The sequence below is a fragment of the Desulfatitalea tepidiphila genome (genome assembly GCF_001293685.1).
GTDB lineage: Bacteria > Desulfobacterota > Desulfobacteria > Desulfobacterales > Desulfosarcinaceae > Desulfatitalea > Desulfatitalea tepidiphila.
Genome location: NZ_BCAG01000003.1, coordinates 2,221,352 through 2,244,315 on the forward strand (window position 1 = coordinate 2,221,352; position 22,964 = coordinate 2,244,315).

General features: G+C 62.9%; 17 protein-coding genes. 5 read left to right on the plus strand and 12 right to left on the minus strand.

Annotated elements, in window-relative coordinates:
- Window positions 1–2 precede the first annotated feature (2 nt).
- Together DFT_RS26275 and DFT_RS14495 are read left to right on the plus strand one after the other, a co-directional pair.
- Entirely contained in the window at window positions 3–4,781 is a 4,779-nt protein-coding gene (locus tag DFT_RS26275; RefSeq protein ID WP_083453523.1) for an efflux RND transporter permease subunit, read from the plus strand.
- Window positions 4,782–4,783: 2 nt separating this feature from the next.
- Complete coding sequence (locus DFT_RS14495) at window positions 4,784–5,221, plus strand: SRPBCC family protein (protein ID WP_054031872.1); 438 nt, start codon at window positions 4,784–4,786, stop codon at window positions 5,219–5,221.
- Between the two features lie 99 nt (window positions 5,222–5,320).
- On the opposite strand, the gene hisF is transcribed toward DFT_RS14495, so the two are convergent.
- From hisF to DFT_RS14525, 6 genes are all read right to left on the minus strand, one after another.
- On the minus strand, window positions 5,321–6,076 hold the full coding sequence (gene hisF / locus DFT_RS14500) for an imidazole glycerol phosphate synthase subunit HisF (protein WP_054031873.1): 756 nt from the start codon (window positions 6,074–6,076) through the stop codon (window positions 5,321–5,323).
- A gap of 54 nt (window positions 6,077–6,130) precedes the next feature.
- The gene (locus tag DFT_RS14505) at window positions 6,131–7,096 is read right to left on the minus strand and encodes a GMP synthase (glutamine-hydrolyzing) (RefSeq protein WP_054031874.1); all 966 of its coding nucleotides are present in this window, start codon (window positions 7,094–7,096) and stop codon (window positions 6,131–6,133) included.
- Between the two features lie 91 nt (window positions 7,097–7,187).
- Window positions 7,188–8,615 (minus strand): Asp-tRNA(Asn)/Glu-tRNA(Gln) amidotransferase subunit GatB, encoded by a 1,428-nt coding sequence (gene gatB, locus DFT_RS14510; protein ID WP_054031875.1) that lies wholly within the window; start codon window positions 8,613–8,615, stop codon window positions 7,188–7,190.
- Window position 8,616: 1 nt separating this feature from the next.
- Window positions 8,617–9,831: an amidase family protein gene (locus DFT_RS14515; RefSeq protein ID WP_054031876.1), complete on the minus strand. Its 1,215-nt coding sequence runs from the start codon at window positions 9,829–9,831 to the stop codon at window positions 8,617–8,619.
- A gap of 12 nt (window positions 9,832–9,843) precedes the next feature.
- Window positions 9,844–11,964 carry an aspartate--tRNA ligase gene (gene aspS / locus DFT_RS14520; RefSeq protein WP_054031877.1) on the minus strand — a complete coding sequence of 707 codons (2,121 nt, stop codon included), beginning with the start codon at window positions 11,962–11,964 and terminating at the stop codon, window positions 9,844–9,846.
- Between the two features lie 459 nt (window positions 11,965–12,423).
- The gene (locus tag DFT_RS14525) at window positions 12,424–13,434 is read right to left on the minus strand and encodes an alpha-hydroxy-acid oxidizing protein (protein WP_054031878.1); all 1,011 of its coding nucleotides are present in this window, start codon (window positions 13,432–13,434) and stop codon (window positions 12,424–12,426) included.
- 520 nt (window positions 13,435–13,954) lie between these two features.
- On the opposite strand from DFT_RS14525, the gene DFT_RS14530 reads away from it, so the two are divergent.
- From DFT_RS14530 to DFT_RS14540, 3 genes are read left to right on the plus strand one after another with little or no spacing between them, the layout of a single operon-like run.
- Window positions 13,955–14,935 (plus strand): helix-turn-helix transcriptional regulator, encoded by a 981-nt coding sequence (locus tag DFT_RS14530; RefSeq protein ID WP_161807169.1) that lies wholly within the window; start codon window positions 13,955–13,957, stop codon window positions 14,933–14,935.
- A 15-nt stretch (window positions 14,936–14,950) separates the two neighbouring features.
- Entirely contained in the window at window positions 14,951–16,093 is a 1,143-nt protein-coding gene (locus tag DFT_RS14535) for a pyridoxal phosphate-dependent aminotransferase (protein WP_054031880.1), read from the plus strand.
- Window positions 16,081–16,872, plus strand: coding sequence for an amidohydrolase (locus tag DFT_RS14540; protein WP_054031881.1), 792 nt, complete (start codon window positions 16,081–16,083; stop codon window positions 16,870–16,872). Before DFT_RS14535 ends, DFT_RS14540 begins: the two co-directional genes overlap by 13 nt.
- Before the next feature lie 12 nt (window positions 16,873–16,884).
- Here DFT_RS14540 and DFT_RS14545 read toward each other — a convergent pair whose 3' ends face one another.
- The 6 genes from DFT_RS14545 to DFT_RS14570 all read right to left on the minus strand — a co-directional run bounded on the left by DFT_RS14545 (window position 16,885) and on the right by DFT_RS14570 (window position 22,946).
- Window positions 16,885–17,850: an SUMF1/EgtB/PvdO family nonheme iron enzyme gene (locus DFT_RS14545; protein ID WP_054031882.1), complete on the minus strand. Its 966-nt coding sequence runs from the start codon at window positions 17,848–17,850 to the stop codon at window positions 16,885–16,887.
- Window positions 17,851–17,993: 143 nt separating this feature from the next.
- Window positions 17,994–19,193 (minus strand): ABC transporter permease, encoded by a 1,200-nt coding sequence (locus tag DFT_RS14550; RefSeq protein ID WP_054031883.1) that lies wholly within the window; start codon window positions 19,191–19,193, stop codon window positions 17,994–17,996.
- 87 nt (window positions 19,194–19,280) lie between these two features.
- The gene (locus DFT_RS14555; RefSeq protein ID WP_054031884.1) at window positions 19,281–20,486 is read right to left on the minus strand and encodes an ABC transporter permease; all 1,206 of its coding nucleotides are present in this window, start codon (window positions 20,484–20,486) and stop codon (window positions 19,281–19,283) included.
- Entirely contained in the window at window positions 20,483–21,199 is a 717-nt protein-coding gene (locus DFT_RS14560) for an ABC transporter ATP-binding protein (protein ID WP_054031885.1), read from the minus strand. The genes DFT_RS14555 and DFT_RS14560 overlap by 4 nt, the downstream gene beginning before the upstream one ends.
- On the minus strand, window positions 21,196–22,353 hold the full coding sequence (locus DFT_RS14565) for an efflux RND transporter periplasmic adaptor subunit (RefSeq protein WP_054031886.1): 1,158 nt from the start codon (window positions 22,351–22,353) through the stop codon (window positions 21,196–21,198). The genes DFT_RS14560 and DFT_RS14565 overlap by 4 nt, the downstream gene beginning before the upstream one ends.
- The gene (locus DFT_RS14570; RefSeq protein WP_054031887.1) at window positions 22,350–22,946 is read right to left on the minus strand and encodes a 2-oxoacid:acceptor oxidoreductase family protein; all 597 of its coding nucleotides are present in this window, start codon (window positions 22,944–22,946) and stop codon (window positions 22,350–22,352) included. Before DFT_RS14570 ends, DFT_RS14565 begins: the two co-directional genes overlap by 4 nt.
- Window positions 22,947–22,964: the final 18 nt, after the last annotated feature.

The window sequence follows — 22,964 nt, forward strand, 5'->3', positions numbered from 1 at the left end:
CTATGGAGACACCATCTGGGGAGACACCATCTGGGGAGACACCATCAGAGGCAAAAACAGGCAATCAGGATGTAACCCGGCGTTCTTTTACCGACCTCTTTATCAAACACCCGGTTCTGGCCGTGGTCGTCAACCTTGCGCTCGTCTTCGGCGGGTGGCGGGCGCTGACGGCCCTGCCGGTGCAGCAGTATCCGGACCTCCAGAGTTCCTCGGTCGTGATCACGACCGTATACACCGGCGCCAGCGCCGAGACCATCCGCGGTTTTCTCACCACCCCCATCGAACGGGTCGTGTCGGCGATCAGCGGTGTCGACCACATCGAGTCCTCCAGCCGCGCCGGCCTCAGCACGGTCACGGTGCGCCTTAAACTGAATCATGACAGCACGGCGGCGCTGGCGGAGGTGACCGCCCGACTGCAGCAGGTTCGATCCGAGCTGCCGGCCGAAGCAGAGCCGCCGGTGGTGGAGGTGCAGCGCGCCGACCGGCCGTATGCATCGTTCTATTTGAGCTTTACCTCCACCGAGCGAACTGTTCCGGCCATTACCGACTGGCTGACCCGCACGCTGCAACCGCAGCTTGCGACCCTGGCGGGTGTCCAGCGGGTCACCATCGAGGGCGGCCGCGCCATCGCCATGCGGGTCTGGATCGACCCCGAGCGCCTGGCCGCGCTCAACCTCTCCCCTGGTGATGTGCATGCGGCCTTGCAGCGCAACAACTACCTGGCGGCCGTGGGCCGGACTAAAGGCAACCTGGTGCAGGTCAACCTGCTGGCCAACACCGACCTGCGCTCTGCCGAGGAGTTCAGGGAGTTGATCGTGGCCGAGCGCAACGGCGCCATGGTGCGCCTGAGGGACGTGGCGCGGGTCGAACTGGGCGCCGAGGAAGCCGAAATGGTCGCCAAGTACAACACATCCAAGGCCGTCTACCTGGGCATCTGGCCCCTGGTCGGCTCCAACGAAATCGAGGTGGCCGAACGCCTGCGCGACGAGATGGCGCGCATCCGGATAACCCTGCCCAAGGACATCGACATGCGTCTGGTGTGGGACGGCACGATGTTCATGCGCGACGCGCTGGCGGAGATCACCAAGACCCTGGGCGAGACCATCCTGATCGTGGGCGTGGCCGTGTTCCTCTTCATGGGCTCGATACGCACGGCGCTGGTGCCGCTGTTCGCCATGCCCGTTTCGCTGGTCGGGGCCGCCCTGGTGATGCTGGCCTTCGGGTTCAGCCTGAACCTGTTGACCATCCTGGCCATCGTCCTCTCGGTAGGCCTGGTGGTCGACGATGCCATCGTGGTGGTGGAAAATGTCGAGCGCCACGTGCGCCTGGGCAAATCGCGGATCGAGGCCGCCCTGGTCGGGGCGCGCGAGCTGGTGGGTCCCATCCTGGCGATGACCATCACCTTGGCCGTGGTTTACGCTCCCATCGGATTTCAGGGGGGCCTGACCGGCTCGCTGTTCCTGGAATTTGCCATCACCCTGGCCGCAGCGGTCGTGGTGTCGGGCATCGTCGCCGTCACCCTGTCACCGGTGATGAGTTCCCGCTTCATCCACCCCCAGGGTCGGGAGGGCCGCCTGACCGCCCTGGTCAACCGCGGTTTCGCCCATGTGCAGCGTGTCTATGCATGGCTGCTCGACCGCGCCCTCGAGATGCGGTGGGCGATCGTCACGGCCGCCCTGCTGATCACGGCGGCCGCCGGGCCCCTGTACCAGCAATCCCAGCGAGAGCTGGCGCCCGTGGAGGACCAGAGCCACATCAGCCTCTTTCTCGAAGCCTCTCCCGATGCCAGTCTCGAAGCGGTGGATCGCGAATCGCTCGATGTGATCGGCAACATCACGGCCTTTCCCGAGGCGGATTTCATGTGGTCGTTGACCACCCCCTGGGGCGGCTTCGGCGGCATGGTCACCCGCAACTGGAAGGAACGTGAGCGCTCCACCGCCGAGATGTACGGCGATGTGTTCGCGACGGTGTCCCAGGTGCCCGGCCTGCGGGTGTTCCCGCGCCTCGACCCGCCCCTGCCCACGCCGGGCCAGTACGACGTCGAGCTCGTGCTCCAAAACGATGCGTCGACCGGGGAGCTGCTGGACACGGTGGCATCGGTGGTGAACGCCGGATGGCAGAGCGGCAAGTTTCTGTATGTCGATACGGATCTGAAAATCGACCTGCCCCAGGCGCACGTGGTCCTCGACCGTGAACGGCTCTCCGACCTCGGGCTCGATCTGGCCGGTGTGGGTCAGGAACTGGGCACACTGCTCGGCGGGGCTTACGTGAATCGTTTCAACTACTTCGATCGCAGTTACAAGGTGATCCCGCAAATCGGCGACGAGGACCGTGCCACACTCCAGCCGCTGCTCGATCTCAAGGTCAAGACCCCGAGCGGCGAGCTGGTACCGGTATCGACCTTCACCCGGATTGACACCGGCACGGCGCCGCGTGTGTTGAACCGTTTCCAGCAACGCAATGCGGCTCGGGTTTTCGGCGGCCTGCAGCCCGGTGTCACCAAGGAGGAGGGATTGCGGGTGCTCGAAGCCGCCGCGGCCGCAGTGGGCAGCCCCGGCATGTCTGTCGACTACGCGGGAGAATCCCGGCAGATCCGCCAGGAAGGCGAGGCGCTCACCGTCACCCTCGGGTTCGCCCTCGTGCTCATCTACATGGTGCTTTCCGCCCAGTTCCAGAGCTTCCGCGATCCCCTGATCGTGCTGCTGGGCTCGGTGCCGCTGGCCATATCGGGTGCGCTGGTGTTCACCTTCCTGGATCTGACCACCATCAATATCTACTCCCAGGTCGGCCTGATCACGCTGGTGGGACTGGTGGCCAAAAACGGCATCCTGATCGTGGAGTTCGCCAACCGGATGCAGGACCGCGGCCTCTCCAAGTCCGCCGCATTGCGCGAGGCGGCGTTGACGCGACTGCGACCGGTGATGATGACCTCGGCCGCCACGGTCTTCGGCCATCTGCCCCTGGTTCTGGTGTCCGGACCCGGCGCCGCCGCCCGCAACAGCATCGGGACGGTCCTTGTGGCCGGCATGTTTCTGGGGACGACGTTTACCCTGTTCATCGTGCCGGTGTTCTACTCCCTGATTGCGGCCGGACACCGGCGGGAACGGGTAGCGGAACAGCCCATCGACAGTTTTCGCCCGGTGGCGGTGCCCGTCGGTGCGGATACCGACGTACGGGAACGGCGCCGGACGCATGGGGGCCTTGCCGGTACTGCCGCCCGTGTCGGTGACGGCCACACTGACGTCATCCACCTGCCGGTGCAGGGCCGGGGGGTTCACGCCGGCCGACCGTTGCACCAGGTGTCGGGCCACCGGAACTGGCGGGCGCGCATGAAGCGGTGGCTGGTCTCACATCTCTCATTGTTCATCTTGCTGACCGGCTGCACGCTGGGGCCGGACTACCGGCGTCCGGATGTGCCTGCCCCCGACGGGTGGCGGCAGGGCAAGGCCGAGGCGGCCTCGCTGGCCGACCTCACCTGGTGGGAACTGTTCAAGGACGAAGAGCTTCGCCGGCTGGTGAGGATTGCGCTGGACGCCAACAAGGACCTAGGGATCGCTGTAGCGCGGGTGGATCAGGCGCGCGCCCAACTGGGCATTGTCCGGGCGGCGCAGCTGCCGGGAATCAACGCCGGCGCCGGCGCTACTACCAACAGGTTCTCGGAAAATGTATCTTTGCAGGGTCAGGGCGGAGAAATGGAGTTGCTGTCCACGACAGTGGATCTGACCTTTGAAATCGACATCTGGGGACGGCTCCGGCGGGCCAGCGAGGCCGCCCGGGCGGAACTCCTGGCCAGCGAAGAGGCCCGGCATACGGTGGTGATGACCCTCGTCAGCGACGTCGCCGCCACCTATCTCCAACTCCGCCAGCTCGATCTGGAACTCGAAACCACCCGACGCAGCGTCGCATCACGCCGGGACTCCATGGATATCGTGCGTGAGCGCCTGGCGGCCGGTCTGACCTCTCCGCTCGATCTGCGCCAGGCCGAGGCCGCGCTGGCGGGCACGAGCGCCCAGATTCCTGAACTGGAACGCCGGATCGCGCAGACGGAAAACCGGCTCAGCCTTCTGCTCGGCCGTTATCCGGGCGGCATCGACCGCGGCCGGCCCCTCATCGGGCAGATTGCGCCGCCCGCCGTTCCGGCCGGGTTACCTTCGGTGCTCCTCGAACGCCGTCCCGACCTCCGCCAGGCCGAAGCCGGGCTCGTGGCCGCCAACGCGCGCATCGGCGTGGCCAAGGCGGCTTTTTTCCCCCGAATCTCCCTGACCGGATATTTCGGGGTGGAGAGTGAGTCGCTCTCGAATCTTTTCGAGGGGCCGTCGCGCATCTGGCGGTTCGGCCCGAGCATCACCCTGCCGATCTTCACAGCGGGCCGCAACCAGGCCACCCTCGAACTGGCCGAAGCCCGACAGCGGGAAAGCCTGCTGCACTACGAGCAGGCCATCCAGCAAGCCTTCCGGGAAGCGGAAGACGCCCTCATCGCCCACCGCAAGGCCCGGGACGCACTGACCGAGCGGCACGCCGCGGTCCAGGCCTCACGGGAAGCCCTGGGCATCGCTGAGTATCGTTACGCGAGCGGCCTTTCCAACTATCTCAACGTCCTGGACGCCCAGCGCACCCTGCTCGCCGAGGAGGTGGCCGAAAGCCGGACGCTGCTGGACCAGGTCGTGGCCGTGGTGCAACTCTACCGCGCGTTGGGCGGCGGCTGGGAAGACGAACAGGTCGATACACGGTCATCGGCCGGTCGACGACCGATTTCTATGCAAGCTGACGCAAGGAGGTAAGAATGAAAAAAATGCAATTTTCCAACCTCATCGATGCTCCGAAGGAGAGAGTCTGGCAGACCATGCTTGACCCGGAAGGCTTTAAGATCTGGACCACACCGTTCTGCGATGGTTCCTATTTTGAAGGTTCCTGGAACAAAGGCGAGAAAATCCGGTTTCTGACACCCGATGGCAATGGCATGACTTCCATAATCGCCGAAAACAAGCCATTTGAATTCATATCGATCCAACATCTCGGCATGATCAAGGACAGCATGGAGGCTCGGGACGGTCCGGATAGTCAAACCTGGGTGAACATGTTTGAAAATTACACCTTCAGTGAACGCGATGGCGCGACTGAAGTGATAGTGGACATGGATGTACCGCCGGAGTATGAGGAATTTATGAATCGTACCTGGCCAGAGGCATTGGCCAGGCTGAAAGAAATCTGCGAGAAGTAGGGCCGTCACAAACGGCATTGCGGCGCATCCGAGCACCGCGAGCAAGGCGTGCCAGGGCCCTGTTCACTCCCGATGCACGTGAACAGGGCCCTGCGACGATTATGCCACCTGCACGCCACGTTCCTTGAGATAGGCCTTGAGCTCTCCGATTCCGATGATGTTGAAATGGAACACCGAGGCGGCCAGCAGAATGGTGGCCCCTGCCTGCACGGCGTCGTAGAAATGTTCGAGTTTGCCCGCGCCGCCCGAGGCCACCACCTCGGCTGAGGTCGCCTCCTTGATCTTGCGGATCAGGGGCAAATCGTAACCGGTTTTCACACCGTCGGTGGTCTTGCTGGTGGGCAGAATGGTGGCCACGCCATAGCCGTCGACCCGCTTGGCCCACTCCACGGCGTCGGCGCCGGTGGGCGTGCGGCCGCCGTCGATGTACACTTCATGGCCCGAGGGCATGGCGGCATTGACCGAGGCGTCGATGGCCACGGTGACCCGATCCGGTCCAAATTCGGCCACCATCTCCTTGATGATCTCCGGCTTTCGGAAGGCGGCGCTGCTGGTGGATATCTTGTCTGCGCCGGCTTTCAGAACGGCCGCCGCCGAGGCCACGTCATTGATGCCGCCGCCGACCGTAAACGGCACGGTGGCCGCATCGGCCACCTTCCTGACCACATCCAGCATGGTGGCACGGCCCTCGACCGTGGCGGTGATGTCGAGCAGTGCGATTTCGTCCGCACCGGCCTGGCAGTAGGCCAGGCAGCATGCCACCGGATCACCGGCATCGCGGATGTTGACGAATTGGACGCCCTTGACCACCCGTCCGTTCTGCATGTCCAGGCAGGGCATGATTTTGACCGTCATTGCCATATCTCCTTTCATTGAAAGCGATTTTGCTGCTGGGTTCGTTCCGGATGTCTACACCGCCTCTATGGTGGACGGCGGCTTGCTCGTGACGTTATACGTGACGCTCACCACGCCGGGCACCTCCGTGGTGATCCGATCCGCCATTTTGCGGAGCAACTCGAAAGAGAGCCGGGTCGGCGAGGCCGTCACGGCGTCCTGGCTGTCCCAGCAGCGGATTTCGATCTGAAAACCATACTGCCGCTTGCCGTCGCGCATGCCGGTGACCCGGTCCCCGTGCAGGATGGCCATGTACTGGAAGGCGTCGACGGCTTCGAGTTCCTCTTCGACCACGACCGTGGCCTTGCGGACCAGCTCGATCCGTTCCGGCGTCGCCTCGCCGATCACCCGTGCGGCCAGGGCCGGGCCGGGAAACGGCGGCCGATGGTACATTTCTTTCGGCATGCCCAGGGTCTTGCCGATCGTCCGGACCCCTGTCTTGCGCAGTTGAATCAACGGCTCGATGACGGTGTAGCCATAGGCGGCTTGGGTATCGATGCCCAACTGGGCCAGGATGTTATGCTGGCGTTTGATGCCGGCCACGGTCTCTTCCACATCCGTGAAGATGGTGCCCTGAAGCAGGAACGGCGCGCCGCTTTCCCTGACCAGCCGGCCGAAAACGGTTTTGTAAAAGGTGTCGGTGATGGCCTGGCGCTTCTCTTCCGGATCCGCCTTGCCCTCGAGGGCCGAAAAAAACGCCTGGCGGGCATCCACCCGTTGGACGGGCACCCCCAATGCTTTCATGGCCGATACGACGGCCTCCGGCTCGCCTTGGCGCATGAGGCCGTTGTCGATAAAGTACGTGAGCAGCCGGTCTCCCAACGCCCGATGGGCCAGCATGGTGGTCACCGACGAATCCACGCCCCCCGACAGGGCGTTGACCGCCCTGGCGTCCCCGACCTGCTCGGAAACAAGGCGGCACTGCTCGTCGATAAAGGCCTGGGGATCCAGATCTTTCAACAGGATTTCCTGGATGGTCATGATGCAATCTCCTTGTCCCTTGTTCATGGTGATGCGCGTCGACCGGCGGGACGCAACCTGTTCCTCGCCCGTCGATGCCGGATGATCGGTTTCAGCCCAGCCGTTCGGCCAGCAAGGCCTTGAGCACCTTGGGATTGGCCTTACCCTGGGAGGCCTTCATGGCCTGCCCCATGAGGAATCCCAACACCTTGGGGTTGCCGTTGCGATAGTCGGCCACATCGGCGGCGTGGTCCGCCAGCACTCCATCGACCAACGTCTCCAGGTCGCCGGTTGCGGAGAGCTGGCGGAAACCGCCATTCTGTATGATCTCTTCCAGGGCGGCCGGGCTGTCCAGCAGCTGCACCAGTATCTCCCGGGCGGATTGGGTGTTGATGATCTCCTTCTCCAATGTGTCCAGCAAGCCGGCGAAACGCTCGGTCGTCAGATGGGTTTGGCCGATACCCTGGTTGCGATCCCGCAGCGCCGGGATCAGTTGCGAAACGATCCAGCCGGCCGTTTTCCGCGGCGGCAAATCCTGTGCGACGACGGATTCGAAAAATTCCGACAGATCGCGCTCGGCGCTCATGGCCGCGGCTTCGTCCGGCGTCAGGCCGTAGGTTTCCATGAAACGCGCGGATTTGCGGGCGGGCATCTCGGGCAGCCGGCCTCGGATGCCTTCCAGCCAGGCATCGGTCACCACGATGGGCGCCACCGAAGGGTCCGGGACGCAGGGCCCCTCGAACTTGGCCCGCATGGGTGCGGTCACGCGCCGCTCCGGGTCCCACAAACGGGTATGCAGGACGATGGGTTCGCCCTTTTCCAGGCACTCGGTCTGGCGGACGATTTCGTAGGCAATGGCATCGCCCACGTTGTGGATGGAGTTCATGTTCTTGACCTCCACCTTGGTGTTCAACCCCTCGGTGCCGGCCGGCCGCAGGGAGATGTTGGCATCCACCCGCAGGGTGCCCTGCTCGAGACTGCATTCGGCGCTTCCTGTATAGCGCAACTGGGCCCGCAAGGCTTTGACATATTCCATGGCGTCGTGGGGGGTGCGCATGTCCGGCTCGCTGACAATCTCGATGAGCGGGGTGCCGGCGCGGTTGAAATCCACCAGGCTGATCGGGGTGCGGCCTTCCGTTTCATGCACCAGCTTGGCCACATCCTCTTCCAGGTGGATATGGTGGATGCGGAGCCGCTTCAGACCACCGTCCGCCCCCACGATGTCCACCCAACCATTGCGCGCCAAGGGTTTATGGTGCTGGGAAAGCTGGTATCCCTTGGGCAGATCGGGGTAGTAATAGACCTTCTGGTCGAAGGCGCTTTCGTTCTGGATGGTGCAGTTCAGGGCCAGGCAGGCCAGCACGGCCTTTTCCAAGGCCTCCTGGCTCAATCGGGGCAGCGACCCAGGCAGCCAGAGACAAACCGGACAGACATTGCGGTTGGGCGCATCACCGGGCCGGTTGGGGCAATCGCAGAACAATTTGGTGGCGGCGTTGAGTTGTACGTGGATTTCGAGACCAATGACGGCTTCGTATGTCATGTTAGCGTCCCTCCCGTGCCGCTGACGACAGGTGCTGACCGATGGCGAGCAGCCGGCCGTCGTCCAGCCGCCGGCCGATGAGTTGCAGGCCCGTATCCCGATCCGCGGCCACTCCCGGGTTCGGCACCTGCAGGGCCGGATGGCCGGTGACGCTGGCCGGCAGGGTCAGTGCAAAGACCGCATAGGTCGCTTGGATCGTGGCCGCCTGCGCCGGATCTGAAGCCGGGCGCCGGGTGGGCAAGACGAGGATGTCCACCTTCCCGAGCAGATCGTCGACCGCCCGCACCAACCGGCAGCGGAGACGGCAGGCGTTCTCAAAGGCAAGGTAACGTTCGAACTGGAAATAGGCGCCTTGGAAAAGAAAAGGTTTGAGCAGCGGCCCGAAGCTTTCCGCCCGGGTGTTCAGGTACATGTCGTTCCAGTTTTTGCCGACCGCACTGCGGTGACCGTAACGCACGCCGTCGAATTTTCCTGCACTTGAAGAGGCCTCCACTGCGGCGATCAGGTGGTGCACATCCTTAAATAGCCCGTAATCGGCCAGGTTGACCGTCTGGATGGTGACGCCGGCGGTCTCGAGACACGCCGTACCCGCATCGAAGGCGAGGCGTTCCTCCGGATCGAGGCTGCTCAAGCTCTCTTCGATGACCCCGGCCGTCAATGATTCTGTGCCGGACGGCGGCGCCGCGCTGAAACCGGCCGTGCAATCGTCGGGCATGGAGGGGTCGTCGGGGTCTGCGCCGGCCATGACCGCCAGAATTTCTGCGATCATGCGAGGATCTGCAGCGGCCAGGCCGATACTCTCCATGGAAGGCACCAGGCCGGCCAGGCCGTGCCGCGAGACGAGGCCGTGGGTGGGTTTCAGGCCGAAAAGACCGGAACCGGCAGCGGCCAGACGGACCTCGCCCATGGTGTCGGTGATCAGGGCCACGTCTGCGTGGCCGTCGACGAGGGTCCGGGCCGATGTGTCGCCGGCCAGTCCGAAACCCAATTCGGCCATGCGCGAACTGCCGCTCAACACGGCGCCGGCCTTGACCAGGCGGGCGACGACCGTGGCATCCTGCAGGGCGGTATAGCCGGACAAGGCGCGCGAACCGGCCTCGCAAGGCCATCCCCGCACCGCCAGATTGGGTTGTACCGCCACCCGCAGGTCCGCGAGTGTTCCCTCCGGGGTGATTCGGGATGGTGACGCGTTACTGTAAGTGTAAACCTCGTGCATCCGTATGACCTCTCAATCCAGGACGGCGGCCGTCTTGAAGAAACCGCCTTTTTCTGCGGGTGCGTTTTTAAACAGCTCGCCGTTTTCCGACAGGGAATGGATACGTGCCTCGCGGCCTTCCCGGAACCGGTTGGATACGGCCGCGACCCGGAAGAGCGGCGCATCCTGCGGGGAGGCCTGCCGATTGACCCGGTCGGCACAGGCGGCGGCCTGTGCCAGTGCATCGGCGATGGCCGGCCGTTCCGGGTCGCCGATGCCGATGCGCGACACCCACGATAAGGTCTCGATCTGGTCCTTCTTCGCATGGGCGCCGGGCAGCGGGCGGTCCCCCCCCAGATCGAGCAGGCCCAACTCCTCCAACTGCGCGGAGGCCACCGTCGATGGGGCCTGGGTCAGGGGGCAAAAGGCGCTGCGATTCTTGGGAAAGGCGATCACCTCGCGGATCGAGGCGGCGCCCAGAATCATGGCCACGACCCGGTCGATGCCCAGGGCGATGCCACCGTGCGGCGGGGCGCCGAATTCCAGCGCCTTGAGGAAGAAACCGAATTTTTCAGCCACCTCCTGCTCACCCAGCCCTAGGGCCTGCAAAATGCGCTGTTGCAGGCCGCGATCGTTGATGCGGATGCTGCCGCCCCCCAGCTCTTCGCCGTTCATCACCAGATCGTAGGCGCGCGAGCGCAGGGCAAGCAATTCGTCTATGTTTCCGGGATCGAAATCGGTCCGGTCCGGCATGGTAAACGGGTGGTGGCTGGACGTAACGCCCTCGTCCGCGGCCTCGAACAGGGGAAAATCGGTGACCCACAGCGGGTAATAGACGCCTTGGGGAATCATATCCAAACGGTGGGCCAGGTGCAGGCGCAACTGCCCCAAGGCCGTGCAGACCAGGGACCAGGAGGGATCGGCGATCATGAGAATGACGTCTCCCGGCTTGGCGTCGAAGCGTTCGAGAATCCCCATGCGCTCCGCTTCGCTGAAGAACTGCACGATATTGGATTCCAGTCCGCCGTCCATCACCCGCATCCAGGTCATGCCCTTGGCCCCGAATCCCGGCACGATCTCCTTGGCATATTCGTTCTGCAGCACATTCTTGCTCAACCGTTCGGACGCGCCTTGGACGTTGATCCCCTTGATGCAGCCGCCGCGTTCGAGAATCTGTTTGAAAATACCGTAGCGGGTTTGGGTGAAGAGATCGGTGGCGTCCTGGAAAGTCATGCCGAAGCGCAGGTCGGGGCGGTCCGAACCGCTGCTGTTCATGGCATCCTGCCAGGTCATGCGGGGAAAGGGACGCGACAGGTCGATACCGCCGATCTTGAACATGCGGGCGGTGAGCTCCTCGAAAAGCGTGTAGAGGTACGCCTCGTCGATGAACGAGGCCTCCAGGTCCAGCTGGGTGAATTCCGGCTGCCGGTTGGGCCGCAGATCCTCGTCCCGGAAACAGCGCACGATCTGGAAATAGCGCTCCATGCCGCCCACCATGAGCAGTTGTTTGAATAACTGCGGCGATTGGGGCAGTGCGTAGAAATTCTTTGGAAAATGGCGGCTGGGCACGAGATAGTCCCTGGCCCCCTCGGGGGTGCTCCGGGTCAGCATGGGGGTTTCCACCTCGACAAACCCCTGCTCGTCCAGAAAATCTCGTATGGACTTGACGATGCGATGACGCCGGATCAAGTGCTCCTGCATGTTGGGACGCCGCAAATCCAGGTAGCGGTATTGCAGCCGCAAATCCTCTCCCACCGTCTCTTCGCGCTTGACGGCGGCGCCGGCAGTCATGGATTTTTCCGAGATCTGAAACGGAAGGGCAGCGCACCGGCCGAGAATATCCAGGTCCGCGGCCACCACCTCGATGCCACCGGTGGCGATGCCGGGATTGTCGGTGCCTTCGGCCCGCTCGATCACCCGGCCGGTGACCTGCACGCAGAATTCGCTTTTCAGCTCGGCGGCCTTGTCGCAAACCGCCTGGGGCGTGCTTTCGGGGGTAAATACGACCTGCACGATACCGCTGCGGTCGCGCAGGTGAATGAAGAGAACCTCTCCGTGATCCCGGAGGGCGTCCACCCAGCCGGCCAGGGTGACCTCTTTCCCGGCATCGGCCAGACGCAGCTCTCCACAGCTGGATCGGTCATGGTGTGGCATCGTCGCCGCCTTTCTTTGGTGACAGTTGACCCCATTGTCATGGTCGGCCCTGCGGCCGTCCCGTCCCAAAAAACGTCGGGACGTTACCATCGCGCTCCGGGCGGGTCAACGCAATTATCGACATACCAGCGGATCTAACTGAATGCGATTCATTAAACCCGGCGAGGATAGGACAGGTAGCCGATGCCACACGCCAAGCGGTCAAGTGCCGGTAAAATGCACGGCGGGCGGCCCAGAAACTCGCTGCGCTCAAACAGTCTGGGTCACTTGTCCGCCGTTTGCATTCAACCGGCACTAGCGACCGCAGGCGTATGTGGCCCTGGCCACCTGCCCTATCCTCGCCTGCCATGCCCATTGCCCTGCGTTTTTTTATCAAACAACCTCTGAAAATTACCCTTCAAGGTGAATCACGTTGAGTGAGAGTTGCTGGCGACATATGCCGAAGAGGGTATGAATTGATCAGGTGTGCAGGATCCGTTCGGAGGCCGCCGCACAATCGCGGGTTCCCGTCAACACCATAGCCGACTGCAACTCCGATGCGATCTGCTTCAGATATGTCTCGACCCCCGCTTTGCCGCCGCCGATGGCGGCCACGCTGATCGGACGGCCGATCATCACGGCATCGGCGCCCAGGGCCAACATTTTGAGGACATCGGCGCCGCTGCGCACGCCGCCGTCGGCGAGGATAGCGATCCTGCCTTTCACCGCCGCCGCGATGTCAGGCAGAACCTCGGCCGTGCCGGGCGTGTGGTCCAGCACCCGGCCGCCATGGTTGGAGACCACGATGGCGTGGGCGCCCGCGTCCACCGCCAGGCGGGCCTCGTCCGGGGTCATGATGCCTTTCAAAATGAACTTGACCGGCAGGTTCTCGATGATGCAGCGCAACGCATCCGCGGGTTTGGGCGATACCGGCCGTCCCATGAGCTTGAGTGTGATCAGGCCGGCGGCATCCACATCCATGCCGATGATGTCGGCCCCTGCAGCCAGAGCCTTATCCACTTTAAGTTGCCACTCGGCCGCTTCCCAGGGCTTGATAAAAGGGATACCCGCCCCTGCCAGGGATTCGATGGCCGCATAGCCGGCTTCGTGAATGAAGTCCGGCACGCCGTCGCCCACGCAGCCGAGCGTACCGGCCGCCACGCACCCGGACAACACCGCCTCGATGTACGCATCTTCTGAAATGGCACCGCCCATGTTAAAGGAGACCCCGCCGATGGGTGCGGCCAGGACCGGCAAACGCAACTTTTTGCCCAACAGCTCGAGGTCGGTGCGCGGATCGGCGACATTGTGCAATACGCGCATGTTCAAGCGCCGCCTGGCGAGGGCCGCCACATTGGCGGTAAACGCGCCGCCCGTTCCAATGCCGCCCATACCGGGCACTTCACCGGCGCAGGCGCGGCCGTCGCAGACCGGGCAAACCCGGCAAAAGCCCTTCATTCGTTCCCTGGCGGTTTGACGAATCTCCTTCATAATTAAGTCGACTCCTTCCGTAATTAGGTTGGGCATCCAATGCACGATGGATTCGTAGAAAATTTCCCCCGACGGTGCCGTCAATCAGCAATTCTAACTGAATGTGATTCACCTGGAAGGGCTCACCCTCCAAAAGTTTTTGACAAAAAAGTCGCATGGCAACGCAGATGGCAGGCGTGCGTGGGGCAGGTGGCCAGGGCCACGTGAGCCTGCGGTCTTAGAGCCAGTTAAATGCAGACGGCGGACAAGTGGCCCAGACTGTTTGAGCGCAGCGAGTTTCTGGGCCGCCCGCCGTGCATTTTACTGGCTCTTGACCGCTTGGCGTGTGGCATCGGCCACCTGCCCCACCCACGCCGGGTTAAATGAATCGCGTTCAGTTAGAATCCCTGGCCGTCAATCCATTGTTTTGACAAAACCCGATCCCACGTCTATACAAGCTATCTCAAAAAATGAATTCTGGTTCAAGATCATGGCGGCGCCAATGGAAAAAACAATCCAAAGGCACTGCCCGGAAATCACTATGGCACGCGGAGACCAACTCAGCCGGCAGTGGAAAATCATCCAGAGCCTGATCGCATCGGCCAGGGGCAAGTCGGCCGGCGAACTGGCCGGCGACCTCGATTGCCACTCCCGGACGATCTATCGCGATCTCGAGGCCTTGCAGCAGGCCGGTTTCCCGCTGTTCACCGAACAGGAAGGCGGAAAAACCTACTGGTCGATCCTTGATGCGGGAAAGCACCAGATGCCCCTGCCGCTGAGCCTGACCGAATTGATGGCGCTCTATTTCAGCCGCGACATGCTCCAGGTGCTGCGCGGCACGGTCATCCACGAGTCGCTGGAGACCCTGCTGGAGAAGGTGAAGGCCACCTTGCCGCCGGCCTACACCCAATATCTCGATGCTTTGGGACAAACCGTCGAAATCGGGTTCAAAGCGTACAAACCCTATGACGGCATCGAAGCGCGGCTCGACCAGGTCAGGAGCGCCATCCGTGAACAGCGCTGCGTCGATATCGACTACTTCAGCATGAGCCGCGGCGTCGCGACCCATCGTCGCGTGGCCCCTTACCGGCTGTGGTTCCACCAGGACACCTTCTACCTGATCGGTTTTTGCCACTTCCGGCAGGCGGTCCGGTTGTTCGCACTGGACCGGGTGGAGCGGTTGGAGGTTGCGGAAGAGACCTTCCAGGCACCGTCCGACTTCGACGCCAATGCCTTCATGCAGGCCAGTTTCGGAGTGTTTCAGGGAGAAGCGGTCCGGGTGCGCATCCGTTTCGATTCGACGGCGGCCGGATACATCCGGGAAAAGATCTGGCACCCGACCCAGGAATTGACGGAGGAAACCGACGGCGGCGTCATTTTCGGCGCCGAGGTGGCCGGCATCGATGAAATAAAATACTGGGTGCTCAAGTGGGGGGCGGCGGCCACGGTGTTATCGCCCAGCCACCTGCGCCTTGCGGTGGCCGAGGAAATCCGCGCCATGGCCGGAAATTATTCTTCGTAGCGGGAGGAATCTTTCATGACGATCGCATCCAAGCTCCCTGATGTGGGCATCACCATCTTCACGGTCATGTCCAAGCTGGCCGCCGACCACGGGGCCATCAACCTATCCCAGGGCTTTCCCGATTTCGATGCGCCGGCCGAACTGATCGAAAGGGTCGGCCACCACATGCGCAGCGGCATGAACCAGTATGCGCCCATGCAGGGGGTGCCGGCCCTGCGGCAGCGCATCGCCGAGAAGATCAAGGCACTTTACGATTGCGATGTCGATCCCGACACCTGGATCACCATCACCTCCGGGGCCACCGAAGCCCTGTTCGCCGCCATTTCGGCAGTGGTCCGCCCCGGCGACGAAGTGATCGTGGTCGAGCCGGCCTACGACGCCTACGTGCCCGTCATCCAGCTCAACGGCGGAGTGCCGGTCTTCATCCCTCTTAGCTTCCCGGATTATACGGTGGATTGGGATCGCCTGCGGGACGCCCTGACCGCGCGCACCCGGCTGATCATCCTCAACTCGCCCCACAACCCCACCGGCACGGTGCTCGACACGGAAGACATGGCCGCGTTGAAGGCCATCGCCGCCGACCGGGACCTCTTCATCCTCGGCGACGAAGTTTATGAACACATCGTGTTCGACGGCCGGGTCCACCAGAGCCTCCTGCGCCACCCGGAACTGGCCCGCAAGAGTTTCGTGGTCAGCTCGTTCGGCAAGACCTACCACACCACCGGGTGGAAGATCGGTTACTGCGTGGCGCCTCCGGAGATGACCGTCGAGTTTCAAAAGATCCACCAGTTTCTCACCTTTACGTCCAACACGCCGATCCAGCTGGCCTATGCCGACTACATGCAGCACACCGAACACTATCTGCAGCTGGCCGGCTTTTATCAGCGCAAGCGCGACCTGTTCCTGGATTGTATGCGCACGTCGCGTTTCAAGCCCCTGCCCTGCGCCGGCACCTATTTTCAGATGATGGACTACTCGGCCATCACCGACGCCCCGGACATCGAGTTCGCCCGGCGCCTGACCACCGAGTTCGGCGTGGCGGCCATTCCACCGTCGGTCTTTTACCACGACCGCCGGGATCATCAGGTGCTGCGCTTCTGTTTTGCCAAGCAGGATCAAACCCTCATTCAAGCCGCGGAGCTGCTATGCCGGATTTGACCGTGACCCTGATGCAAAGCGATCTGGCCTGGGAGGATGTCGCGGCCAATATCGGCCGGTTCGACGCCGCCATCGACCGACTGGAAGCGGCCGGCGACCTGATCGTGCTGCCCGAAATGTTCTCGACCGGCTTCAGCATGAATGCCGCGCGCCTGGCCGAACCGATGACCGGCCAGGCCGTGACCTGGTTGCGCCGCAAGGCCCAAGCCAGGGGCGCCGTGCTGACCGGCAGCGTGATGATCGAAGAGGGCGGCAAATATTTCAACCGCCTGGTGTTGGCCCGGCCCGACGGCACGCTGGCCACCTACGACAAGCGCCACCTGTTTCGATATGCCGGAGAAGAGAAGGTCTACACCCCCGGCCATGGGCATATCACCGTGGAATGCCGCGGCTGGCGCATCCGTCCGTTCATCTGCTACGACCTGCGCTTTCCCCTCTGGACGCGCAACCTGGACCTCGCATATGATGCGGCCCTCTTCGTGGCCAACTGGCCGGACCGGCGATCGGCCCACTGGCGTGCCCTGCTGGTGGCCCGCGCCATCGAAAATCAATGCTATGTGATCGCTGTCAATCGCGTGGGCCGCGACGGCAACGGCCTGGGCTATGATGGCGGCTCGATGGTGATATCACCCACTGGAGAGATTCTCATGGAAGGATTGTTTGAGGCAGCAACGCCCACCGTCACCCTGCGGCATGACCTTCTGGAACAGTACCGAAAGGACTTTCCGGCCTGGATGGATGCGGATACCGATCTGATGCGCCGGCCCGAAACCCGTTAAGCCGTTTCGGAATTAATTCCCTGGAAGTTTGCAAGTCACCCGGAACCCCAGCCCCGACCCCAGAAAATCGGCCGCACAACTGAAACGCCTTGCGCAGCGGGCGCTCCAGGCGTCCAGGTGCCAGCTGCCGCCGCGGATCACGCGGTCCGCATCCGACAGTTCGACGAGCGGATTGTGCGCGGCGTGCCGGCTGTAAGCATCGGCGGCAAAACTGTCCCGGCACCACTCCCACACGTTGCCGCTCATGTCGCAGAGGCCCAAACCGTTGGGCGCCCGGGTGCCCACCGGATGCGTATGCCCCTGGCTGTTGGCCTCGTACCACGCCACCGACTGAATATCGTCGCCGCCGGCGTATAGCTCCTGGCGGCCGCCGCTCCGGGCGGCATACTCCCACTGGGCCTCGGTGGGCAGATCGAAGATAGCCCGGCCGTGATGCGCCGCGTTCAACCGCGCGATGAACTGCATGGCATCGTCCCAGGTGACCTGTTCCACCGGTCGATCCGGCTCCTGGAAATGGGACGGATTCTCCGGCATCAGCCGCAGCCACTGCGCCTGGGTCACGCAGCAGCGTCCGATATAAAACGGATCCAGACCGATCTCATGCACCGGCTTCTCGTTGTCCGAACCCTGGTCGAAGGTATCCCCCATCTTGAACCGGCCGCCGGGCACCAGAACCATTTCGATGCCGCAGACCGATTCGGTCCATGTGGAAGGCGATGGCTTCTCATCGACCGCCGCCACGGTAGGCGTGCAATGGGGGCAGACATGGTGGCCTTTGGGCACACGACGCCGGCAGATGCTGCACAGCAGCAACGCTTCGCACTCGGGGCAGCGCTTCCAGTTCTCTTTGACGGGCTGACCGCAGACCGGGCAGGCCAATTCGACCAGGCGCGTTTCGCACACCGGGCAGATGCGCCAGGTGGGCTGTACCGGTTCATTGCAGTTGGGGCAGTGGGATGGCGGTGTGGATTGCGTCATGATGCCTATCGCTGTCGTTCAGCGACCCTCGGAGGCGCCGACCGAACGCCGGTTGGATATATCCTCGGCCCGCATGCCGTCGAAGGCATGGGCCTGATGTGCGTGCTAAAATAACTTTCTCGCGTCGCCCTGTCAACGCCGGCCTATTCGGCGCGTAACGCTTCGATGGGGTCCATTTGTGCCGCATGCCGAGCCGGCAAGACACCGGCCAGCAGGCCGATCGCGGCAGACAGCAGTTCTGCATAGAGCACATAGCTCCAGGGCGTGTGGGTGGGCAGGCTCGGTACCAGCGTTCCCAACAACCAGGCGCCGCCGGCACCGACCACCAGACCGGCCAACCCGCCCAGGCTGGCAAGAACGATCGCTTCTCCGATGAAAAGAAAGAGAACCTGCCGACGATCCGCACCGATGGCGCGCAGGAGTCCGATTTCGGCCGTGCGCTCATGGACGGCGATGGTCATGATGGTCAGGATACCCACACCGCCGACGAACAGCGATATACCGCCCAGGGCACCCACCGCCAGGGTCAGAATATCGAGCACCGAGCCGAGCACCTCCAGCATCTGGTCCTGGGTGACGATGGTGAAGTCTTCATCCCCATGCCGCTCGATGAGCAACTTCCTGGCTCGCCGGGCAACGTCCGCAGAACTGCTGCCGGCCGCGTAGAGCAGATCGATCTCCATCAGGCTTTCGCGATTGAACAGTGCAAGCGCCCGGGCCGCGGGAATATAGACGGCATCATCGAGATCGAACCCGAGCATCTGCCCCTTGGATGCCATGACGCCGATCACCCGATAATGTTCGCTGGCGATGCGGATCCTGCGCCCCAGAGGATTTTCGATGCCGAACAACTCCTTTTTGACCCGGCTGCCCAGCACGACGTAGGCCCTGGCCGCACGGGGATCGTCATCCGGCAGAAAGCGTCCCTGGGCCACGTCCATCTGCCACACCCGGGGCACCGCCGCGCCCACGCCGAACACATAGGTGCGGCGGCTGCGTTCACCGCTCTCCACCGCGGCGTTGCCTTGGACCACCGGCACCGTCGCCAACACCCGGGGCAGCCGTGCCAGGGCCACGGCATCGGCCAGGCTCAAAGGCCGCACATTGCTGATCACACCGCCGGAAAAGCCGGTAGTGGTGGTTTTGCCCGGCGTGATGCCGATCAGGTTGGTGCCGAACTGCGTGAACTCGGCCAACACGAAACGATGGATGCCCTCTCCCAGGGAAGTCAGCAAAACGACGGCGGCGATACCCACGGCGATCCCCAGGGCCGTCAAAAAAGAACGCAACCGATGGCTGACCACGGCCTGGAGGGAGAGGGTGGCGGTGTCTCGCAGAAACATGTCTCTATTCTTCTGTTCTATTATTCGTATGTTCTTACAGTCGGCCCAAAGGCCTCCAGCGCCTCCGGCGGGTGCCCGGGCGCGATCCTATCTCCGCGACAGGGCCGCCACCGGATCGAGGCGGGCCGCCCTGCGAGCCGGCATCACCCCGAAGATCAACCCGGTGCCGATGGCCACACCCACGGCCGCGAAAGTCGCCCATGGTGGCACGGTCACCGGAAAATCGGGAAAGAGCCTGGCCAGCAACACTTGCCCCAACATGGCCAGAAGGAGGCCGAAAAGAGCGCCGATGCTCGACAGCATGGCTGCTTCGGAAATAAAGAGCCGCTCGATCTGTGTGCCGGTGGCGCCCAGCGCCTTGAGCAACCCGATTTCGGCCGTTCGCTGAGACACGGCAATGAGCATGACGTTCATAATTAAAATGCCGGCCACGGCCAGGCTGATGGCCGCGATACCGCCCACGGCCAGGGTGAGCACTTTGAATATACGATCAAAGGTCGATAATAACGCATCCTGGGCAATGACCGTGACGTCATCCTCGCCGTCGTGTCGCTCACGGATAATCTCCAGAACGGCGTTTTTGGCTCTAGGGATGGCGTCGCGCCCGGTCGCCTGCACCAATATGCGGAACAGTGAACTGCGATTGAAAAGGGCTTGTGCGGAGGCCACGGGAATAATGGCCACATCGCCGATATCCACACCGAGCGATTGCCCCTTTTTGGCCAGAACTCCGATGACCCGGAGTCGGCGTTGGCCGATGCGCACGAAGCCGCCCAGTGGCGAATCGTTGCCGAAGAGTTCGGCTTTTAATTTATGCCCCAGGACACAAACCGCTTCGGCGCGATCAATGTCCCCTTCGGGCAGAAAACGTCCCTGGGCCACGACCAGATTTCTAACCGGCAGCAATTCGGCGGTGGACCCGAGCACCACGGTTTCACGGGTCAAGTTGCCATGGGCCACGGGCGCCGAACCCACCATGATCGGCGCGATGAGATCCACGGCACTGCTCCGTTGCAGGGCCAGGGCATCTTCCAAGGTCAAATCGCGCGGGGTTTCACCGATGAGCGGTGGCGGTCCGCCCACGGTTTCGGAGCGGCCCGGCAAAACGATCAACAGGTGGGAACCCAGGGAACTGAACTGCTGGGTCACATAAAGGCGGGCCCCTTCGCCCAGGGAGGTCAACATCACCACGGCGGCGACACCGATCGCCATGGCCAGGAGCATGAGACTGGTCCGCAAGGGATAACCGGACAAGGAACCCGTGCAAAAACGAATCGAATCCCAGGTCTTCATGGGGCGCCCTCGTTAGCGTGCCCCCTGTCAAGCATGCCGTCAAAACCGCTGTCAAATTCGATGCGTCCGTCCATCATCCGAACCTGCCGATGGGTGCGGCGCCCGATTTCAGGATCGTGGGTCACCATGACCACCGTCATGCCCTCTGCGTTCAGCAATTCGATGGTCTGGATCACCTCCTTGCCTGAAGCGCGGTCCAGATTTCCGGTGGGTTCATCGGCCAGCACGATGGCCGGCCGCATGATGGTGGCCCGGGCAATGGCCACGCGTTGACGCTGGCCGCCGGAAAGCTGGTCCGGGCGATGCCTGGCTCGATCGGCCAACCCGAGTCTTTCCAGAGCGACGGCGACACGCGATTTACGATCCGATGGATTCACCCCGGCCAGGATCAGGGGGAGTTCGACATTTTCGGCGGCCGTCAGGCGCGGGACCAGATGGAAAAACTGGAAGATGAAGCCGATACGGTGGCGTCTCACCTCGGCCTGCTGGCGATCGGACAACGCCGTGGTGTCCCGCCCTTCCAGATGGTAGCGTCCCCGATCCGGTCGATCCAACAAGCCTAAGATATTGAGCATCGTGGATTTACCGGAACCGGAAGGCCCCATGATCGACAGATACTCCCCTGCCGCTACCTCCAGGGTCACATCACGCAATGCGTGAACGCGTTCGTCGCCTACCTCGAAAACGCGATCGATATTCTCCAGCCGTATCAAGGCGTCGCCTCGATCAGCACCGCGGCCGCCCCATCTTCAATACCCGGCGCATCGACATTGACCACCACCTGTTCATCTGTCGTCAGGCCTTCGGCCACTTCCGTCCAATCCCAGTTGCTCAGGCCGGTTTGAATCGATCGTGCCGAAATTCGACCTTCGTCGGCATGGAAGACGAAAACGCGCCGTCCGTCCAACACCGCCTCGGTGGGCACCCGCAGCACATCGTGGCGAACATCGATCGTCACCTCGATGTCGGCACTGTATCCGGCCAGCAGGTGCTTGAAATCCTCCGGCCGGCTGAAGGCGACCTCCACATCCACGGTACGCGCCTGCTTTTCGATGTCGAGCACATAATCGGCAATCCGTCGCACCTGCCCCTGAAATTGTTTTTCCCTGAAGGCATCCAAGGTGACGTTCGCCGTCATGCCGACCCGTATGGCGGCGGCATCCACTTCGTCGATGGGCGCGGTGACATAGAAGCAGGCGTTGTCGATGATATCCACGGCCGGCGGCGTGGGGATGCCGATGGGAGACGGGGTGACGAATTCGAAGAGCTCACCGTTGATGGCGGCGATCACCCCATCGAACGGGGCGGTCAATTGGGTGCGCCGGATATTGGCGCGGGTCACGGCCACCTTGGCTTCCAGAACCCCTATTTCCGTGGTTCGGGCCCGGCACTCGGCCTCCAATGCGGTGGCATCGGCGACGGCGTTTTCGGTTTGGTCCTGGGACACCACATCCTTTTTCCGCAAAGCGACAAGGCGGTCGGCGCTGCGCCGGGCGGCATCCGCCTTGAGGCAAGTGGCCCTGGCCCTGCTGCGCGCCGCCGTCACTTCGCGTTCGGCCAATACGGCCTGCGCTTTCAGATCCTCGTTCCACAACTCGAGGAGCAACTGCCCCGTCTTGACCGTATCGCCCTCCTTGATGGGGAGATAGGCGATCTGTCCGCCGGTGCTGGGAGAGAGTTTCGCCCGGCGGCACGCCTCGATGGTGCCGGCGCGGGTGTTGGCCACCGTTTGGGCAACCGTGCCGCGAGTCACCGGTTTGAGCACCACCTTAACCGGTTCGGGCCGCGTGGCGGTCCAGATCCACAGCGCGATGGCAACGACAATGATCGCTACGATCAGCCACCTTGCAACGCTTCGCAATGTCATGCCGAAATTCCTGTAGCGGCCGCTCTTTCGTCTTCGAACAGGGCCAGGTTGCGTTTCAGGACCGTCCCATCCATGAGATCTTGCATGGCCTGGCGGTAATGCGCGGCCGTGAGGCCTTGGATCAAATCCAGCCGTTGAATCCGGGCCAGGACCACGATGTTCTGCATACGCGCGTCTGCCAGATCGGGACGATTCACTCGAATCAGGCGCGCCCGCAACCGCTCGCACCTATCAGAGACCTCCTCCCCGGAGACCTCCGGCGCTTCGCCGAGACGCACGGGCAGAGGCTGCCAGACCGTATCGTAATAGATGAGCGTACCGTGCTCCTTGAGGGCGGTATCGGCGGCCCGCAAGGCCTCATGACGCTCCAGGGCCACCACCAGATCGGCATCATGAGCGCCGATCAGAGGCGAAAAGGCATCGGCGCCGATGCGCAACTGTGAAACGACGACTCCGCCGCGCTGAGCCAGACCGTGGGTATCCACCGATTTGACCGCCAGACCGGCATGATCGGCAGCGCGCAACAGGACCTCGCTCAGCAGGCCGATACCCTGGCCGCCAACCCCTATCATGTAGATGTTGAAGGTGCTCATGGTGTCATCCCTCTTGGC

What these genes read in the sequence shown, in the direction of transcription:
- DFT_RS26275 (WP_083453523.1), top strand. Translation starts at nt 3, where the DNA reads ATGGAGACACCATCTGGGGAGACACCATCTGGGGAGACACCATCAGAG.
- DFT_RS14495 (WP_054031872.1), top strand. Translation starts at nt 4,784, where the DNA reads ATGAAAAAAATGCAATTTTCCAACCTCATCGATGCTCCGAAGGAGAGA.
- hisF (WP_054031873.1), bottom strand. Translation starts at nt 6,076, where the DNA reads ATGACGGTCAAAATCATGCCCTGCCTGGACATGCAGAACGGACGGGTG.
- DFT_RS14505 (WP_054031874.1), bottom strand. Translation starts at nt 7,096, where the DNA reads ATGACCATCCAGGAAATCCTGTTGAAAGATCTGGATCCCCAGGCCTTT.
- gatB (WP_054031875.1), bottom strand. Translation starts at nt 8,615, where the DNA reads ATGACATACGAAGCCGTCATTGGTCTCGAAATCCACGTACAACTCAAC.
- DFT_RS14515 (WP_054031876.1), bottom strand. Translation starts at nt 9,831, where the DNA reads ATGCACGAGGTTTACACTTACAGTAACGCGTCACCATCCCGAATCACC.
- aspS (WP_054031877.1), bottom strand. Translation starts at nt 11,964, where the DNA reads ATGCCACACCATGACCGATCCAGCTGTGGAGAGCTGCGTCTGGCCGAT.
- DFT_RS14525 (WP_054031878.1), bottom strand. Translation starts at nt 13,434, where the DNA reads ATGAAGGAGATTCGTCAAACCGCCAGGGAACGAATGAAGGGCTTTTGC.
- DFT_RS14530 (WP_161807169.1), top strand. Translation starts at nt 13,955, where the DNA reads ATGGCACGCGGAGACCAACTCAGCCGGCAGTGGAAAATCATCCAGAGC.
- DFT_RS14535 (WP_054031880.1), top strand. Translation starts at nt 14,951, where the DNA reads ATGACGATCGCATCCAAGCTCCCTGATGTGGGCATCACCATCTTCACG.
- DFT_RS14540 (WP_054031881.1), top strand. Translation starts at nt 16,081, where the DNA reads ATGCCGGATTTGACCGTGACCCTGATGCAAAGCGATCTGGCCTGGGAG.
- DFT_RS14545 (WP_054031882.1), bottom strand. Translation starts at nt 17,850, where the DNA reads ATGACGCAATCCACACCGCCATCCCACTGCCCCAACTGCAATGAACCG.
- DFT_RS14550 (WP_054031883.1), bottom strand. Translation starts at nt 19,193, where the DNA reads ATGTTTCTGCGAGACACCGCCACCCTCTCCCTCCAGGCCGTGGTCAGC.
- DFT_RS14555 (WP_054031884.1), bottom strand. Translation starts at nt 20,486, where the DNA reads ATGAAGACCTGGGATTCGATTCGTTTTTGCACGGGTTCCTTGTCCGGT.
- DFT_RS14565 (WP_054031886.1), bottom strand. Translation starts at nt 22,353, where the DNA reads ATGACATTGCGAAGCGTTGCAAGGTGGCTGATCGTAGCGATCATTGTC.
- DFT_RS14570 (WP_054031887.1), bottom strand. Translation starts at nt 22,946, where the DNA reads ATGAGCACCTTCAACATCTACATGATAGGGGTTGGCGGCCAGGGTATC.